Raw genomic sequence first — 15896 nt, 5'->3', positions numbered from 1 at the left:
CTGTCCTCCCACATCGCGCCGATACAACTATCATAAAAAGCAGTTCCGCCCTTCAAGGGAGTACCGGCATGTTCCGATGGCTAGGTAACGTAGGCGTTAATCGCAAACTCGGCTTCGGTTTCGGCTTGGTACTGCTCTTGACCGTAATGATCGCTTTCACCGGTTGGACCGGCCTGAGCAAGGTAGTTGCTCGCGGCGACACGCTGGGACTCATCGCCAGCCTGAACGACCTGACCAAGGACCTGCGCTCCGCGCGCATGGATTATGACGCGACCCGTGGCGAAAAAGGCCCAGGTGACCTCAACGATCTCCTCGGTAAATTGGAGCCTGGGCTACAGAGCGCCCGCCAATCGATCGAGGAGCCGGCCGATGTAGCGATCATCGATAAGCAGTTGGCGGCTGTCGCCGAGTACAAGACTGTCGTCGCCGATTTGATCCGCGCCACCGCCAGTCGCGAGGATGCCCGCAGCAAACTGGGCGCCAGCGCCGATAACGCAGTGGCCCATGTCGCCGACGTTGAAAACGCCATGCTGCAAGGCGATAGCGTTCCACGACTCGGCGGTGTGTCGAGCCTGGCGAAAGCACTCCAGCAGGCCCGCTATCAGGTTCGCGGCTACACCTACAGTGGCCAGGCCAGCGCCGAGCAACCCGCGCTGGATGCCATCGATAACGCGATGAAAGCCCTCGACAGTCTTGCACCGCAACTGGCCGATGAACACGCCGCCAAGCTGCAGCAGGCCAGTGCATCGTTCAAGGCTTATCGTGCAGCGGTCAGCCAGTTCCATGACGCCCAGACGGCCAACGCAGCTGCCATCAAGCGTATGTCGGACCTGGGGGTCGTGCTACGCGAGGCCAGCAGGAATCTCACCGCGTCCCAGACGATGGTGCGCAACCATGAAGCGGCCCAGGCCGATACTCTCCTGGTCTCGGCCGCTGCGCTGGCCCTCCTGTTCGGCGTGATCGCAGCCCTGATAATCACCCGACAGATCGTCGACCCGCTGGGCCAGACCCTCAAGGTGGCCAAACACGTGGCCGCAGGCGACCTGACCCACAACCTCACCTCCGAGCGCCGCGACGAACTGGGCCAGCTACAGCGTGCCATGCAAGGCATGACCGTGGGCCTGCGGCAATTGATCGGCGGCATCAGCGAAGGCGTTACGCAGATTGCCAGTGCCGCCGAGCAGCTCTCGGCCGTCACCGAGCAGACTAGCGCCGGAGTCAGCAGGCAGAAAGTGGAAACCGACCAGGTCGCCACCGCCATGCACGAAATGACGGCCACGGTGCAGGAAGTGGCGCGTAATGCCGAGGAAGCCTCCGAGGCCTCCCTCGCCGCCGACCAGCAGGCCCGCGAGGGCGACCAAGTGGTGGGCGAAGCCATCGCCCAGATCGAACGCCTGTCCAGGGAAGTGAGCAACTCTACCGAAGCGATGGGCCAGCTCCAGCGCGAAAGCGACAAGATCGGCAGCGTCCTCGACGTCATCAAGTCCGTCGCCCAACAAACCAACCTGCTGGCCCTCAACGCGGCCATCGAAGCGGCCCGTGCCGGTGAAGCCGGTCGTGGTTTCGCCGTGGTGGCCGATGAAGTCCGCAGCCTCGCCCAGCGCACCCAGAAATCCACCGAGGAAATCGAAGAGTTGATTGCCGGCCTGCAGACGGGCACCGAAAAGGTCGCGAGCAGCCTGGGCAGCAGCCGCGGCCTGACCGATAGCAGTGTCGAACTGACCCGCCGCGCCGGCGGTTCCCTGGAGAACATCACCCGCACCGTCTCGGCGATCCAGGCAATGAACCAACAGATCGCCGCCGCAGCCGAGCAACAGAGCGCCGTGGCCGAGGAGATCAACCGCAGCGTGCTGAACGTCCGCGATGTATCCGAGCAGGCCTCCGCCGCCAGCGAAGAGACCGCAGCCTCCAGCGCCGAGTTGGCACGGCTGGGGGTTCATTTGCAAACGCTGGTAGGACGCTTCAAGGTCTGACCAGAACGGCCGGCATAACCCTGTGGCGAGGGAGCTTGCTCCCGCGCCACGAAATCTTGACAATCCCCTACAGATCCCTCCCAAGCCGCCGATACAGTCCCCATAAAACCAAATCAGCGCTCCAAGGGAGTATCAGCATGTTCCGGTGGCTTGCCCAGGGTCTGGGAAATGTAAGCGTGAATCGCAAACTCGGCGCAGGCTTCGGCCTGGTGCTGCTCCTCACCTTGATGATCGCGTTCACCGGCTGGTCCGGCCTGGGCAATGTCATCAGCCGCGGCGACAAGCTCGGGTTCATTGCCGGTCTCAACGACCTGAGCAAGGACTTGAACCTGGCCAGCATCGACTACAACACCACCCGGGGCGAGAAAGGCCCGCAACAGGTCAACGACCTGCTTGGCAAGCTCGATGCAGGCCTGAAAACCGCTCGCGAATTGATCGAACAGCCCGCCGACATCGCGTTGATCGACCAGCAACTGGCCGCCGTCGCCGAGTACAAAAGCGCCTTCGCCCAGATGACCAGTGCCACCGTCAGTCGCGAAGATGCCCGCAGCAAGCTGGGCGCCAGCGCCGATAACACCGTGGCGCGGGTCGCCGAAGTGGAAAAAGCGCTGCTGCAAGGCGGCGACATCACCCCGTTCAACAACATCGTGACCCTGAGCAAGGCGATCCAGCAGGCCCGCTACCAGGTCCGCGGTTACACTTACAGCGGCAAAAGCGAGGCCCAACAGCCGGCCATCGATGCAATCACCGATGTCTTGAAGCTGCTGGCTCGCTTGCCAGCCCAGTTGCCCGAGGAGCATGCCGACAAGCTCCAGCAGGCCAGCGACTCGATGAACCTCTATCGAGCGGCGGTCAGCCAGTTCCGCGACTCCCAGCTCGATAACGGCGCCGCACTGCAGCGCATGAGCGAGCAAGGCCAGATCCTGATCGACTCCAGCCAGAAGCTCACCGTGTCACAGACCGCCGTGCGCGACCGCGATACCGCCCAAGCCAAGAGCATCCTGATTGCAGCCGCCGCCCTGGCCCTCCTATTTGGCGTAATCGCCGCCCTGCTCATCACTCGGCAGATCGTCGGTCCTCTGGATGAGACCCTGAAGGTGGCAGAACGCGTCGCCGCGGGTGACCTGACCCATAATCTCACCTCTGAACGCCGCGACGAACTCGGCCAACTGCAACGCGCCATGCAACGCATGACCGTGGGCCTGCGGCAATTGATCGGAGGCATCGGTGAAGGGGTTACCCAGATCGCCAGCGCCGCCGAACAGCTGTCGGCCGTGACCGAACAGACCAGCGCCGGTGTGAACAGTCAGAAAGTGGAAACCGATCAGGTCGCCACGGCCATGCACGAAATGACCGCCACGGTGCAGGAAGTCGCGCGCAACGCCGAGGAAGCCTCCGAAGCCGCCGTCGCCGCCGACCAACAGGCCCGTGAAGGCGATAAGGTAGTTGGCGAAGCCATCGCCCAGATCGAGCGCCTGGCCAAGGAAGTGGGCAACTCCACCGCCGCCATGGGCGATTTGAAGCGCGAAAGCGACAAGATCGGCAGCGTCCTGGACGTGATCAAGTCCGTGGCCCAGCAAACCAACCTGCTGGCCCTCAACGCAGCCATCGAAGCGGCCCGTGCCGGGGAAGCCGGACGTGGTTTCGCGGTGGTGGCCGATGAAGTCCGCAGCCTGGCCCAGCGCACCCAGAAGTCTACCGAAGAGATTGAAGAGCTGATCGTCGGTCTGCAAGCCGGCACCGAGCAGGTTGCGACCATCATGGACAACAGTCGCAGCCTGACCGACAGCAGCGTCGAACTGACCCGCCGCGCCGGGGGCTCGCTGGAGAACATCACGCGCACGGTGTCGGCGATCCAGTCGATGAACCAGCAGATCGCGGCGGCGGCTGAGCAGCAGAGCGCGGTGGCCGAGGAGATCAACCGCAGCGTCTTGAATGTGCGCGATGTGTCGGAGCAGACGGCGTCGTCCAGTGAAGAGACGGCCGCCTCCAGCGCAGAGTTGGCGCGGCTGGGGGTTCATTTGCAGACGTTAGTGGGGCGGTTTAGGGTTTGACTTGGCATCCGAGATAAATGTTCATGAGGAGGCGGCTTTAAAGCCGACCTGGCTCTGAGTGACCGAGTTTCTCCCGTGAGAGCGAGCTTGCTCGCGATAGGGGTGCCACAGTCGACGAAAATGTTGGATGTGCCGGCCTCTTCGCGAGCAGGCTCGCTCCCACAATGGGATTGGAATAAAGCCAAAGAACTAGGTCGGCTATAAGGCCGCCTCGCTGTAGACCTTGATCTTGATCTTGATCTGGGGCGCCCCGTTAACCACGCTGGCCGAACGCAGGCATTGCGCAGTGGACATCCCGGCATGGATGCCGGGATAGCCGCGCTGGGCCAGGGACGGCCCTTCGCGGCGGGCCCACGGAGCAATGCCGGAGTGAGGGCACACCGAGCCTGGGCGAGGTGCCGAGTGGTGGGGCAAAGCCTTTTTGGTTACTTTTTTGGCGTCTGAAAAAAGTAACCCGCCGTAAGGGCGGAACCCTAAGCAGCCGTTACCTAAATAACGGATATACACACAAAAACCCCAACTCCCACAATCCGTCATCCCAAGGCTACGCCGCCTTGCGCCATTGCCTACAACTACGCCAGAATCCGCCGGCTTGTGCGCCTTGGCCCTGGGCTCTAACGTTTGCAGGTCGCTGTAAGTTCAGCGATCGGGTTTAGCAGCTCGGCTTAATATCAAGGCACGCAGGTCCGCTTCATGGCGGCTGTGCGTGGGGCACTTCGGTGCGCCGGGTTCCTTGATTCCTGGTCTGCTAACCCGCGTACTGCCGCCACCCTTTTCGTTTAGCAGCGATGTCTGGCGGCTCCATCAATCAAGGAGCGTCATCCATGTACAAAGTGACACCCAACCCACCAGAACCCGAAACCGACCCCAAGAAAATCCAGGAAGCCACTGATCGCGCGCTGGATTACTACCTGAAGCCCAAACAGGCCAAACCCGAGAAAAAACCGTCGCCAGGCCAACTCTTCACCATCGTCGACGGCATCGACACCGAAAGCCTGCTGGCCAACCTCAGCGAAACCCTGGCTTCAGCCGACGCAATGATCAACGACCTAGCGTTCGATCTTGAAGGTTCGAGACGCCAAGTTGCGCTTGGCATCCTGCAACTAATCGAGCTGAGTGGTTTGTTGGCGAATCGGATGTTGGATAGCGTCAATCCACAGCCTTAGCGTTTTCGGGGCCGCTACGCAGCCCAACGGGGATAAATCCCCTCGCCACAAAAACAGCAACCTCAACGCAGCGCCCAACAAAAAGCCCCGCCTCTTTTCAGAAGCGGGGCTTTTGCGTATCAGGCGATCAAGCCACCTGAGGCTGCACGCTCACCGGCTGAAGCGGCAGCAGCGGTGCATGCGGATCGGCCTTGACCGACTCACGCCACGCTGCCAGCCATTCAGGATGTGTCTCGGCCCACACCTGCTCATGCAGGCGGGACAACGCCACCGGGTCGCTCAACAATGCCAATCGCTCGGCGTTGCTGAGCCCCGCAGGGCCGACCTTCAGCGCGTGACGAACGCGTTCGACCCGCAGCCATTCGATCGGCTCAGCCTTGCCGTGACGTGACGTCGCCAATGCATAGGCCAGGGCGTTCTGTTGTGGATCGACCACCGCCCGGATGAAACCGTCGTTCAGCGCGTGCCAACGGTTTTCATGGGTGTACTGGTCGGTCGACAGCAATTCCTGTGGCGGTGCGTATTCCTCCGGAATGAGGAACAAGCTTTCATCACGGGACTTCAAGCCCAGGCCCACGCGGCTGGAAATCACCGAGACCGGGATCGATAGCATCAGCGAGCCGACGATCGGCACGAGCCACCACAGGAAGCTCGGGTTCAGCCAGATCACCAGCAAGGCCCAGAAGAAGCCCAGCAAGGTTTGCGGACCGTGGCGCTTGACGGCTTCGCTCCATGGCGTGGAGTCGTCGTCACGTTTCGGCGAGTTCCACGTCGCGGCCCAGCCCAGGAAAGCGGCAAGGACGAAACGGGTGTGGAAGATCATCCGCACCGGCGCCAGCAGCATGGAAAACAGCATTTCCAGCAGCATCGACAAGGTCACCTTGAACTTGCCACCAAACTCCTTTGCGCCTTTTGCCCAGATCAACACGATGCTCAAGAGCTTGGGCAGGAACAGCAGGACAATGGTGGTGGAAAACAGCGCGATGGCTTTTTCCGGATGCCATTGTGGCCAGAGCGGATACAGCTGGCGCGGCTCCAGGAAGTACTGCGGCTCCATCAACGTGTTCACCGCCAGCAGCGCGGTGGAGAGCACCAGGAAGAAGAACCACAACGGCGCCGACAGGTAGGACATCACGCCGGTCAGGAACACCGCGCGGTGCACCGGGTGCATGCCCTTGACCAGGAACAGCCGGAAGTTCATCAGGTTGCCGTGGCACCAGCGACGGTCACGCTTGAGTTCGTCCAGCAGGTTCGGCGGCAGTTCCTCGTAGCTGCCCGGCAAGTCGTAGGCAATCCACACGCCCCAGCCGGCACGGCGCATCAGCGCGGCTTCGACGAAGTCGTGGGAGAGGATCGCGCCCGAGAACGCACCTTTACCGGGCAACGGCGCCAGGGCGCAGTGGTCGATAAACGGCTTCATGCGGATGATCGCGTTGTGACCCCAGTAGTGCGACTCGCCCAACTGCCAGAAGTGCAGGCCGGCGGTGAACAGCGGACCATAGACGCGGGTGGCGAACTGCTGCATGCGCGCATACAGCGTGTCCATGCCCGAGGCCCTTGGCGCGGTCTGGATAATGCCGGCGTCAGGCGTGGCTTCCATCAGGCGCACCAGGCTGGTCAGGCATTCGCCGCTCATGACGCTGTCGGCGTCGAGCACGACCATGTACTTGTAGTCGCTGCCCCAACGACGGCAGAAGTCGTCGAGGTTGCCGCTCTTGCGCTTCACGCGACGGCGACGACGACGGTAGAAGATCTTGCCGAAGCCGCCGGTTTCACGGCAGACGTCCAGCCAGGCCTGCTGCTCGGCGACGCAGATGTCGGTTTCGTTACTGTCGCTGAGCACGAAGAAATCGAAGCGGTCCAGGTCACCGGTGGCGGCGACCGACTCGAACGTGGCGCGCAAACCGGCGAATACCCGCGGAACGTCCTCGTTGCAGATCGGCATGACCAGTGCAGTGCGGGCGTCCTTCGGAATCGGCTCGTTGCCGGCACTGGCACCGGAGATACGGTACTTGTCGTGACCGGTGAGCAGTTCCAGGAAGCCCATCAACGCGGTCCAGAAACCGGCCGACACCCAGCAGAACAGGATGCCGAACATGATCAGGATGCTGGTTTGCAGCGCGTACGGCAGCACTTGCGTGGCCGTCTGCAGCAGCGGTTGGTGCATCACTTCGTCGAGGTCCACCAGCGACCAGCCCTGGTACGGCATGATGCCTTTCATGTACCAGCCGGCGACGATGGTCTGGCCGAGCATCAGAATCAGCAGGATGTAGCGGCGGATCGAACCCACGGTACGCCACCGCGCATGCGGCAAGACGCGCTCGTCCTTGGGCGGCTTCGGCGGATTGGTGCGACCGGTCAGGCGGCGCCAGCCACGCACCAGGATATTGGTGCGCCACGGCTCCGGCACGACTTTGGTCCGGCGAATCGGCGGCGTCGCCTTCAGGCACACCCGGCCGTTGGAATCGAGCGCCAGCATTTCAGCGTCCTCGAGTTCCTCGGCGGTGCTCAGTACCAGGCGACGGCCCACCGAGGCTTGCGCCGCCTCGTTGGGTGCGTCGAATGTCGAAGAAGCCAGGCGTTCATGCAATTCGCTGAATGACTTGCAGCCCGCCAGCTCGGCGCGCTGCTCGTCGGTCATCGGCAAATGGGCCAGATACTCGCTGAGAGACTCTGGTTGTACGGGAGTATTACTCATCGGCAGGCAACTGGTAGCTCCAGGTCTCGGTCAGGACTTGTTCAGTCTGTTCCGGTTCCTGTGGGGTTGGGGTCGGCTCGGCGGCGGCGGTGGACGCCTTCACGGCCTTGGCTTCTTTCTGCTCGGCGGCTTGCTCGTTGGCTTTTTCTTTTTCGCTCTGCTGCTTCGCGACCTTGTCAGCCTTGGCCAACGTGTTCACGGAATGCGAGGTGGCAGGCAGTTCGACAGGAACCAGCGGCCGGACCAGGGCAGCACGCATCTCGGTGGCTTTGCTCGGGTCCTTGATCTTCAGGCGCAGCGTCAAGCGCCAGCCCTTGGTTTCAGGGTTGTAGCGAACGCTGTTCTCGACGATCTCGCCGTTGTCGCCAACGCTCACCTGGCTACGCACTTCGGCGTCTTCAGGCAGCGCTTGCAGGGACGGCCCTTCGAAGTCGACCAGGTAGGCCACGCTGCCGTCCGGCTGACGAATCAGGTTGGACTGCTTCACGTCACCGGTGGAACGCAAGGTCTGCTTGACCCAGGCGCTGTCTGGCGAGTGCAGGTTGGCTTCATCGAGCGTCCAATGCAGACGGTAGGCGAAGTCCAGCGGCTGGCCAGGCTCAGGCAGTTTTTCCGGGCTCCAGAACGCAACGATGTTGTCGTTGGTTTCATCGGCGGTCGGGATTTCAACCAGGTCGACGGTGCCTTTGCCCCAATCGCCTTTCGGCTCGATCCAGGCACTAGGACGTTTCTCGTAACGATCGTCCAGGTCTTCGTAGTGACTGAAGTCACGACCACGTTGCAACAAGCCGAAACCACGCGGGTTTTCGACCGAGAAGTTGCTCACGGCCAGGTGTTTTGGATTGTTCAGCGGACGCCAGATCCACTCGCCGTTGCCGGCATGGATGGACAGGCCGCTGGAATCGTGGAGTTCACGACGGTAGTTCAGCACTTTGGACGGCTGGTTGGCGCCGAACAGGAACATGCTGGTCAGCGGGGCGATGCCCAGCTTGTTGACGCGATCACGCAGGAATACACGCGACTTCACGTCGACCACGGTGTCGGTGCCCGGACGCAGGGTCAGGCGATAAGCGCCCGTGGCCCGTGGCGAATCCAGCAAGGCGAAGATCACCAGGTGCTTGTCGGTCGGTTTCGGACGCTGGATCCAGAACTCGCGGAAGCGTGGGAACTCTTCACCCGATGGCAAGGCAGTATCGATCGCCATGCCACGCGCGGACAAACCGTAGACCTGACCCTTGCCGATGACGCGGAAATAGCTCGCGCCCAGCATGGTCATGATTTCGTCTTGCTTGTCAGCCTTGTTGATCGGATACAGCACGCGGAAACCGGCGTAGCCCAGCTGTTCGGTCGCCTTGGGATCGAACTTCACGTCGCCGAAATCGAAACGTGTCGGGTCGTACTTGATCTCGTCGACGGTGGTCGCGGTGATTTCGTTGATCTTCACCGGCGTGTCGAAGTGCATGCCCTGGTGATAGAAGGACAGCCGGAACGGCGTCTTCTGGTCGGCCCATTCAGCTTTTTCAGTGCGGAAACGGATTTTCTGATAATCGGCGAACTTCATTTCGCGGAATTCGTTCGGCAAGTTGCTGCGCGGGGCTTCGAACTTCTGCCCGGCCAGTTCTTGCGCTTTTGCCGACACATCATCCAGGCTGAATGCCCACAGTTGGCCGGCGCCAAGCAGGCAAAACAGGGCCGAGCCCGCTACCAGAGCGTTTCTAAACCGTTTGGCAGTCATTTTTGGTGCATTACAGGGACTAACAATCACGAGCAACCCTCGCCGAAAACTGATCAAAAAACCAACGGCCAGATAAAGTATCTACACGGTAACGGCGCTGAAAAACCGTTCCTGCGGACCACTCTTGCCAAGTTGGCGAGCATTGTTCCGACTCCGATGGGACAAAATGATTCCCCAAACGGTTCAGGACAAGTCTCTACCTAAGTCAAATGGACCAGCGATCGCTGGTCCCCCGTAGCGCGCGATTATCTAGTAGGCCGCGTGACAACGCATCAGGGCTAGCAAAGTATTTATCGAGAAAACATCTTGTTTTGCCTCGAAACCGGACCGAAAAGATGTTTCAAACGCTTTCAGGCCTGTAACAGAAAGGTTACCGGGCCATCGTTGACCAGATGCACTTGCATGTCGGCGCCGAATCTACCTGATGCCACGGTGCCATGCACCTGTTTCGCCTGGTTAAGCAAATAGTTGAATAGCTCTTCGCCCAGGGCGGGAGGCGCGGCGGTCGAAAAACTCGGTCGCAGGCCGCTTTTGGTGTCCGCTGCCAGGGTGAATTGTGAAACCAGCAGCAAACCGCCTGCCACATCCGCCAGGGACAGGTTCATCTTCCCATCGGCGTCGCTGAACACCCGGTAGTTAAGCAGCTTGTGCAGCAGTTTGTCGGCGTGGGCACGCGTGTCCCTGGGCTCGACCGCCACCAGCACCAGCAATCCATGGTCCACGGCGCCGACAATTTCGCCCGCGACCTCGACGCGGGCGCCGCGAACCCGCTGCAGCAGCCCTTTCATGCTTCTTCGGGCGGCAGGTCAAGCAGGCGACGGGCCATTTGTGCGGCGGCGCGCACCAGTGCATCGGTGATTCCGGGCTCCGAGGCGGCGTGGCCGGCGTCGCGGATGACCTGCAATTCGCTGTTGGGCCAGTTCTGGTGCAGCTCCCAGGCGTTGTCCAGCGGGCAGATCACGTCGTAGCGGCCGTGCACGATGACGCCCGGCAAGTGGGCGATCTTGCCCATGTCGCGAATCAGTTGGTTGGGCTCGAGGAAAGCGTTATTGGTGAAGTAGTGGCATTCGATCCGGGCGATCGACAGCGCGCGCTGCGGCTCGGAGAAGCGATCGACCACCAGCGGGTTCGGCCGCAGGGTCGCGGTACGGCCCTCCCAGGTCGACCAGGCCTTGGCCGCGTGCATCTGGGCAATCTGGTCGTTACCGGTCAGGCGCTTGTGGAAAGCGCCGAGCAAGTTGTCGCGCTCGTCCAACGGGATCGGCGCGATGTAGTCCTGCCAGTAGTCAGGGAACAGGCGACTGGCGCCAGCCTGGTAGAACCACTCGATTTCCTGCGGACGGCAGAGAAATATCCCACGCAGGATCAAGCCATGTACCCGCTCCGGATGGGTCTGGGCGTAGGCCAGGGCCAGGGTCGAGCCCCAGGAACCGCCGAACAGCACCCATTTTTCGATGCCCAGGTGCTTGCGGATGCGCTCCAGGTCTTCGACCAGATCCCAGGTGGTGTTGTTTTCCAGGCTGGCGTGAGGCGTGGAACGACCGCAGCCGCGCTGGTCGAAGGTGACGATGCGGTACAGGTTCGGATCGAAGTAGCGACGGCTTTGTGCATCGCAACCCGCCCCCGGGCCGCCGTGAATGAACACGACTGGCAGGCCTTCCGGCGAGCCGCTTTCATCGACATAGAGCGTGTGGGTGTCATCGACAGCCAGATCGTGCCGGGCATGGGGTTTGATCTGCGGGTACAAAGTCTGCATTGCGCGCTCCGTAAGGGGTCGAGTCATCCCTGTGGGGACTTCTATTTAGTCTGCCGTCCGGCATCATAAACCCGAATCACCTTAATGAGCATGCCCCGCGCGCAGTCAAAGCGTGTCAGCCAGGTAGGCGAGCAGCGTGCGATACATCTTATCCACCTCCGGTACCTGGCCCCGAGCGCGCAGGCAACCGTGGACCAGGCCTTCGCCCCGGTACAACACGCAAGCCTCTCCTGCGGCGTTCAGCCGCTCGCTATAAAGGACACCGTCATCACGCAGCGGATCCCATTGGGCGACGGCGACGAAGGCGGGTGCCAAGCCCTTCAGATCATCGGCAAGCAACGGTGCGGCGTAGGGCGTGGGGTCGGCACCCTGCAGGTACAAAGCGTCATAGTGTTGCAGGTCATTGCTGCTCAAGAGCGGTGCGTCGGAACACTCGTCGCGCGACGGCAAATGCGCGGGGCCGCCGAGTGCCGGATAAATCAGCACCTGGGCCCTGGGCTGAGGCTGGCCTGCGTCGCGCAGGGCCAGGCACAACGCCGCGGCGAGGTTGCCGCCGGCACTGTCGCCAGTCACCGCACGGCGACGCGGGTCAATGGCAAACGGCAGGTCCGTCAGGTGACGCCACACCGCGAGGCAGTCTTCGAAACCAGCCGGAAAGGGATGTTCCGGGGCGAGGCGATAGTCCACCGCCACGACCAGCACGCCAAGAGTCTCGGCCAGTTCCGTGCAGATGAAATCATGGGAATCCAGGTCACCCACCACCCAACCACCACCGTGCAGGTAAAGGATGCACGGCCAACCGGCCAGCGGCGGCGCGGTGCGTGGGTGGTAGGCGCGGACAGCCACGCCAGCCAAATGCAGGTCCTCGACCGCCAGCGTTGCCGGGCGCGGCGGGGTGAACGCCCGGCACATCTGGCGGTAGGCCTCGCGAGAACCGGCGAGGCTGTCGTCCGGGGCGCTGAAGCTCAGGGTTTTGTCGATGAAGGCTGACATTGCCTGGGAGAGTGGGTAGGCCATTGTGATTTGCCGTGGAATGCCAAGGTGTAACCCGGAGGCTTTTGTGGCGAGGGAGCTTGCTCCCGCTCGGTTGCGCAGCGACCGCCAGGAAAAGCCGGGTCTGCTTCGCAGCCCAGCGGGAGCAAGCTCCCTCGCCACGGGATTATCGCTGTCCTTGATACCGTGTCAGTTCTTGAGGCTTGCCTGCACCGCCGCGATGCCATCCTTGCCATCGAAGCTGGTCACGCCGGCCAGCCAGCGCTGCAGATCCTCGGGATGTTCGCGCAGCCATTGCCGGGCGACATCCTGGGGTGTCTTGCGCTCCATGATCGGCACCATCAACTGGCTTTCCTGGGCGGCGGTGAACGTGAGATTTTCCAGCAACCGCTGAACGTTGGGGCAGCGCTGGGCGTAGTCCGGCGCGGTCACGGTGGATACGGTCGCGGCGCCTTCGTTCGGGCCATAAACGTCTTCACTGCCCGTCAGGTACGTCATTTTCATGTTGATATTCATCGGGTGCGGGGTCCACCCGACGAAGACCACGAACTCCTTGCGGTTCACCGCCCGCTGCACCGCCGCCAGCATTCCAGCCTCGCCGGATTCGATCAGCTTGAAATCCTTGAGGCCAAAGTGATTGGTCTCGATCATCGACTTGATGGTGGTGTTGGCGCCACTGCCCGGCTCGATCCCGTAGATCTTGCCACCGAGCTGGTCCTTGAATCGGGCGATATCGCCGAAAGTCTTGAGCCCCGCCGCCGCCACGTAGTCTGGAACGGCCAGGGTGGCCTGGGCATCGGCCAGGCTTGGCTGGCCCAGCACCTTCACCTGGTTGGCCGCCAGGAACGGGGCGATGTTCTTGTCCATTGCCGGCTTCCAGTAGCCCAGGAAGATATCGAGCCGCTTGTCGCGAATGCCGGCGAAGATGATCTGTTGCACGGCGCTGGTCTGCTTGCTTTCGTAGCCCAGCCCGGAGAGCAACACATCGGCCATGCCGCTGGTGGCGATCACGTCGGTCCAGTTGACCACGCCCATGCGCACGACCTGGCAAGACGCAGGCTCGGCGGCCATCGCGCCGGAGCTTAGTAGAACGGTACCGCAGAGGAACGACAGACAGCGTTTGGACAGTCTTTTCATCGCGTGGGTCTCGTGCGGCAGTGGATTGTTGTAGGTCGGTGTCTAGGTGCACCGTGCCTGGAACATTACGCAGCGTCGAGGGGGCGAAAGTGAACTGTGGCGACTTGGTTTTGCACGGTGGCGACAGTTCCCCTCCGAGGTTCAAGGACAACACAACCCTGTGGCGAGGGGATTTATCCCCGCTGGACTGCGCAGCAGTCCCAAAACTCTAAATCCCACCAATCAGGCCGATGTGATTCATCCATTTTGGGGTCGCTCCGCAACCCAGCGGGGATAAATCCCCTCGCCACAGGTATTGGGCAGGTGTTTATTTTTTGTAAGTCTTCTGCCCCCACGCCACGAAGCCTTCTAGCAATTCCCTGAGCACCACCTGGGTCGGCGCCGCCAGGTCCGGGCGGTAGTTGAACGGTTCGAACTCTTCCATGTAAGTGCTCTGGCACAGTTCCAGTTGCACCGCGTGAATGTCCTGCTCCGGGTTGCCGTAGTGCCGGGTTATGTGTCCGCCCTTGAAACGACCGTTGAGCACATGGGTGAACTGATCGTGACGGGCGCAGATGGCTTCGAGCTGGCTGGCCAGGGCCGGATCGCAGCTGGCGCCATTGAAGGTGCCCAGATTGAAATCCGGCAGCTTGCCGTCGAACAGGTGCGGGATCACCGAACGGATCGAGTGGGCGTCGAACAGCAAGGCATAGCCAAACTCAGCCTTGAGCCGCGCCAGCTCCTGTTGCAGTGCTTGGTGATACGGCATCCAGACCTGTTGCAGATACGTCGCCCGCTCCTCGACCGATGGCTCCAGCCCTTCGCGAAACAACGGCACGCCATCGAACAGGGTCGCCGGGTACAAACCGGTGGTGGCGCCGACGTACATCGGCTTGTCATCGGAGGGGCGGTTCAGGTCGACGACGAACCGCGAGTATTCGGCGGCCAGGGTGCTGGCGCCCAGCTCATCGGCGAATTCGTAGAGCCGTGGGATGTGCCAGTCGGTGTCCGGCAGGCTCTGGGCCTCGGGGATCAACCCGGCCTGTACCGCCGGGGTCAGGCGCAGACCGGCGTGGGGCATGCTGATCAACAGCGGCACGCGCCCTTGCTTGAAATTCAGGACCTTCTCCACAACCGTTCTCCTCAATCGATTTCCACGCCGTGACGCACGACGCGTTTTTCCAGATCGCCACCGAGCCAGTAGGCCAGGTCGGCGGGGCGATCGATGTGCCAGGCGACAAAATCCGCCACCTTGCCGGCCTCCAGCGAACCGTGCGTCTCGGCCATGCCCAGGGCTTGGGCGGCATGAATCGTCGCCCCTGCCAACGCTTCTTCCGGCGTCATGCGGAAACAGGTGCAGGCCATGTTCAGCATCAAGCGCAACGACAACGCCGGCGAAGTGCCGGGGTTGAGGTCGCTGGCCACGGCGATTTTCACGCCGTGCTGGCGCAGCGCATCCATGGGCGGCAGCTGGGTTTCACGCAGGAAATAAAACGCTCCTGGCAGGAGCACCGCCACGGTGCCGGACGCGGCCATGGCCTTGGCGTCGTCTTCGGTCATGAACTCCAGATGATCGGCCGACAACGCCTGGTAGCGCGCCGCCAGGCTTGAACCGTGCAGCGACGATAGCTGTTCGGCGTGCAGCTTTACCGGCAAGCCGAGCTGTTGCGCGGTGATAAACACCCGCTCGACCTGCTGCGGGAAAAACGCCAGGTACTCACAAAAAGCGTCAACGGCGTCTACCAAGCCTTCGGCCGCCAAGGCGGGAAGCATTTCGGTGCAGATATGTTCGATGTAGTCGTCGGCGCGATCCTTGTATTCCGGTGGCAAGGCGTGAGCCGCCAGGCACGTGCTGCGTATGCTGACCGGCAACTCGGCGCCGAGACGGCGGATGACGCGCAGGATCTTGCGCTCGCTGGCCAGGTCCAGGCCGTAGCCGGATTTTATTTCCACCGTGGTCACGCCGTCGCGCATCAGGCTTTTCAGGCGCTTGGCGGCGCTGGCGAACAGCTCGTCCTCGCTGGCGGCCCGAGTGGCGCGCACGGTGCTGGCGATGCCGCCGCCGGCCGCGGCGATTTCGGCGTAGCTGACGCCTTGCAGGCGCTGTTCGAACTCACCGCTGCGGTTGCCGCCAAACACCGTGTGGGTGTGGCAGTCGATCAGCCCTGGTGTAACCCAGGCACCCTTGAGGTCGTTGACCGCCGGGTAGTCGCCCACCGGTAATTCGGCACTGGGGCCGATCCATTGAATGTGCGCGTCCTGGGTGACGATGGCGGCGTCTTCGATGATCGAGTAGACGCCCAGGGCCATGGTGGCGGCGTGGCAGTTTTGCCAGAGGGTTTTCATCCCGGTTTCCTCGTCGCATTCAAAATCGGATCGCGAGCAAGCTCGCTCCCACAGGGATC

At 62.1% G+C, this 15896-nt stretch carries 12 protein-coding genes; 3 read left to right on the top strand and 9 right to left on the bottom strand.

What is annotated here, in order from left to right:
• Positions 1-68 precede the first annotated feature (68 nt).
• Both JMN22_RS05935 and JMN22_RS05930 read left to right on the top strand, forming a co-directional pair.
• Complete coding sequence (locus tag JMN22_RS05935) at positions 69-1973, top strand: methyl-accepting chemotaxis protein (RefSeq protein ID WP_198797398.1); 1905 nt, start codon at positions 69-71, stop codon at positions 1971-1973.
• A gap of 137 nt (positions 1974-2110) precedes the next feature.
• The gene (locus JMN22_RS05930) at positions 2111-4027 is read left to right on the top strand and encodes a methyl-accepting chemotaxis protein (protein ID WP_198797397.1); all 1917 of its coding nucleotides are present in this window, start codon (positions 2111-2113) and stop codon (positions 4025-4027) included.
• Between the two features lie 198 nt (positions 4028-4225).
• Here JMN22_RS05930 and JMN22_RS05925 read toward each other — a convergent pair whose 3' ends face one another.
• Complete coding sequence (locus tag JMN22_RS05925) at positions 4226-4408, bottom strand: nucleoid-structuring protein H-NS (RefSeq protein WP_198797429.1); 183 nt, start codon at positions 4406-4408, stop codon at positions 4226-4228.
• A 443-nt stretch (positions 4409-4851) separates the two neighbouring features.
• On the opposite strand from JMN22_RS05925, the gene JMN22_RS05920 reads away from it, so the two are divergent.
• Positions 4852-5193, top strand: coding sequence for a DUF6124 family protein (locus JMN22_RS05920; RefSeq protein WP_030138254.1), 342 nt, complete (start codon positions 4852-4854; stop codon positions 5191-5193).
• Between the two features lie 127 nt (positions 5194-5320).
• Here the strand turns inward: JMN22_RS05920 and mdoH are convergent, their stop codons facing one another.
• The 8 genes from mdoH to hutI all read right to left on the bottom strand — a co-directional run bounded on the left by mdoH (position 5321) and on the right by hutI (position 15837).
• The gene (gene mdoH / locus JMN22_RS05915; protein WP_198797396.1) at positions 5321-7891 is read right to left on the bottom strand and encodes a glucans biosynthesis glucosyltransferase MdoH; all 2571 of its coding nucleotides are present in this window, start codon (positions 7889-7891) and stop codon (positions 5321-5323) included.
• Positions 7884-9626 carry a glucan biosynthesis protein G gene (locus JMN22_RS05910; protein WP_206768577.1) on the bottom strand — a complete coding sequence of 581 codons (1743 nt, stop codon included), beginning with the start codon at positions 9624-9626 and terminating at the stop codon, positions 7884-7886. Before JMN22_RS05910 ends, mdoH begins: the two co-directional genes overlap by 8 nt.
• 350 nt (positions 9627-9976) lie before the next feature.
• Complete coding sequence (dtd, locus tag JMN22_RS05905) at positions 9977-10414, bottom strand: D-aminoacyl-tRNA deacylase (RefSeq protein WP_198797394.1); 438 nt, start codon at positions 10412-10414, stop codon at positions 9977-9979.
• Positions 10411-11382, bottom strand: coding sequence for a prolyl aminopeptidase (gene pip / locus JMN22_RS05900; protein ID WP_198797393.1), 972 nt, complete (start codon positions 11380-11382; stop codon positions 10411-10413). The genes dtd and pip overlap by 4 nt, the downstream gene beginning before the upstream one ends.
• A gap of 105 nt (positions 11383-11487) precedes the next feature.
• Positions 11488-12399 carry an alpha/beta hydrolase gene (locus JMN22_RS05895; protein ID WP_030138258.1) on the bottom strand — a complete coding sequence of 304 codons (912 nt, stop codon included), beginning with the start codon at positions 12397-12399 and terminating at the stop codon, positions 11488-11490.
• Between the two features lie 165 nt (positions 12400-12564).
• Positions 12565-13512: a choline ABC transporter substrate-binding protein gene (locus JMN22_RS05890; protein WP_198797392.1), complete on the bottom strand. Its 948-nt coding sequence runs from the start codon at positions 13510-13512 to the stop codon at positions 12565-12567.
• 307 nt (positions 13513-13819) lie between these two features.
• Positions 13820-14623 carry an N-formylglutamate deformylase gene (gene hutG / locus JMN22_RS05885; RefSeq protein WP_198797391.1) on the bottom strand — a complete coding sequence of 268 codons (804 nt, stop codon included), beginning with the start codon at positions 14621-14623 and terminating at the stop codon, positions 13820-13822.
• Positions 14624-14634: 11 nt separating this feature from the next.
• On the bottom strand, positions 14635-15837 hold the full coding sequence (hutI, locus tag JMN22_RS05880) for an imidazolonepropionase (RefSeq protein WP_198797390.1): 1203 nt from the start codon (positions 15835-15837) through the stop codon (positions 14635-14637).
• Positions 15838-15896 lie beyond the last annotated feature (59 nt).

The organism is Pseudomonas sp. HB05, from assembly GCF_016756915.1.
Lineage (GTDB): Bacteria > Pseudomonadota > Gammaproteobacteria > Pseudomonadales > Pseudomonadaceae > Aquipseudomonas > Aquipseudomonas alvandae.
Note: the sequence above shows the minus strand (reverse complement) of the source record. Positions and strands in the feature narration are given on the sequence as shown.

Bases quoted from the DNA above. Each gene is read 5' to 3' on its own strand.
- JMN22_RS05935 (WP_198797398.1), top strand. From the start codon at position 69: ATGTTCCGATGGCTAGGTAACGTAGGCGTTAATCGCAAACTCGGCTTC.
- pip (WP_198797393.1), bottom strand. From the start codon at position 11,382: ATGCAGACTTTGTACCCGCAGATCAAACCCCATGCCCGGCACGATCTG.
- JMN22_RS05920 (WP_030138254.1), top strand. From the start codon at position 4,852: ATGTACAAAGTGACACCCAACCCACCAGAACCCGAAACCGACCCCAAG.
- JMN22_RS05930 (WP_198797397.1), top strand. From the start codon at position 2,111: ATGTTCCGGTGGCTTGCCCAGGGTCTGGGAAATGTAAGCGTGAATCGC.
- mdoH (WP_198797396.1), bottom strand. From the start codon at position 7,891: ATGAGTAATACTCCCGTACAACCAGAGTCTCTCAGCGAGTATCTGGCC.
- dtd (WP_198797394.1), bottom strand. From the start codon at position 10,414: ATGAAAGGGCTGCTGCAGCGGGTTCGCGGCGCCCGCGTCGAGGTCGCG.
- JMN22_RS05890 (WP_198797392.1), bottom strand. From the start codon at position 13,512: ATGAAAAGACTGTCCAAACGCTGTCTGTCGTTCCTCTGCGGTACCGTT.
- hutI (WP_198797390.1), bottom strand. From the start codon at position 15,837: ATGAAAACCCTCTGGCAAAACTGCCACGCCGCCACCATGGCCCTGGGC.
- JMN22_RS05910 (WP_206768577.1), bottom strand. From the start codon at position 9,626: ATGACTGCCAAACGGTTTAGAAACGCTCTGGTAGCGGGCTCGGCCCTG.
- JMN22_RS05895 (WP_030138258.1), bottom strand. From the start codon at position 12,399: ATGGCCTACCCACTCTCCCAGGCAATGTCAGCCTTCATCGACAAAACC.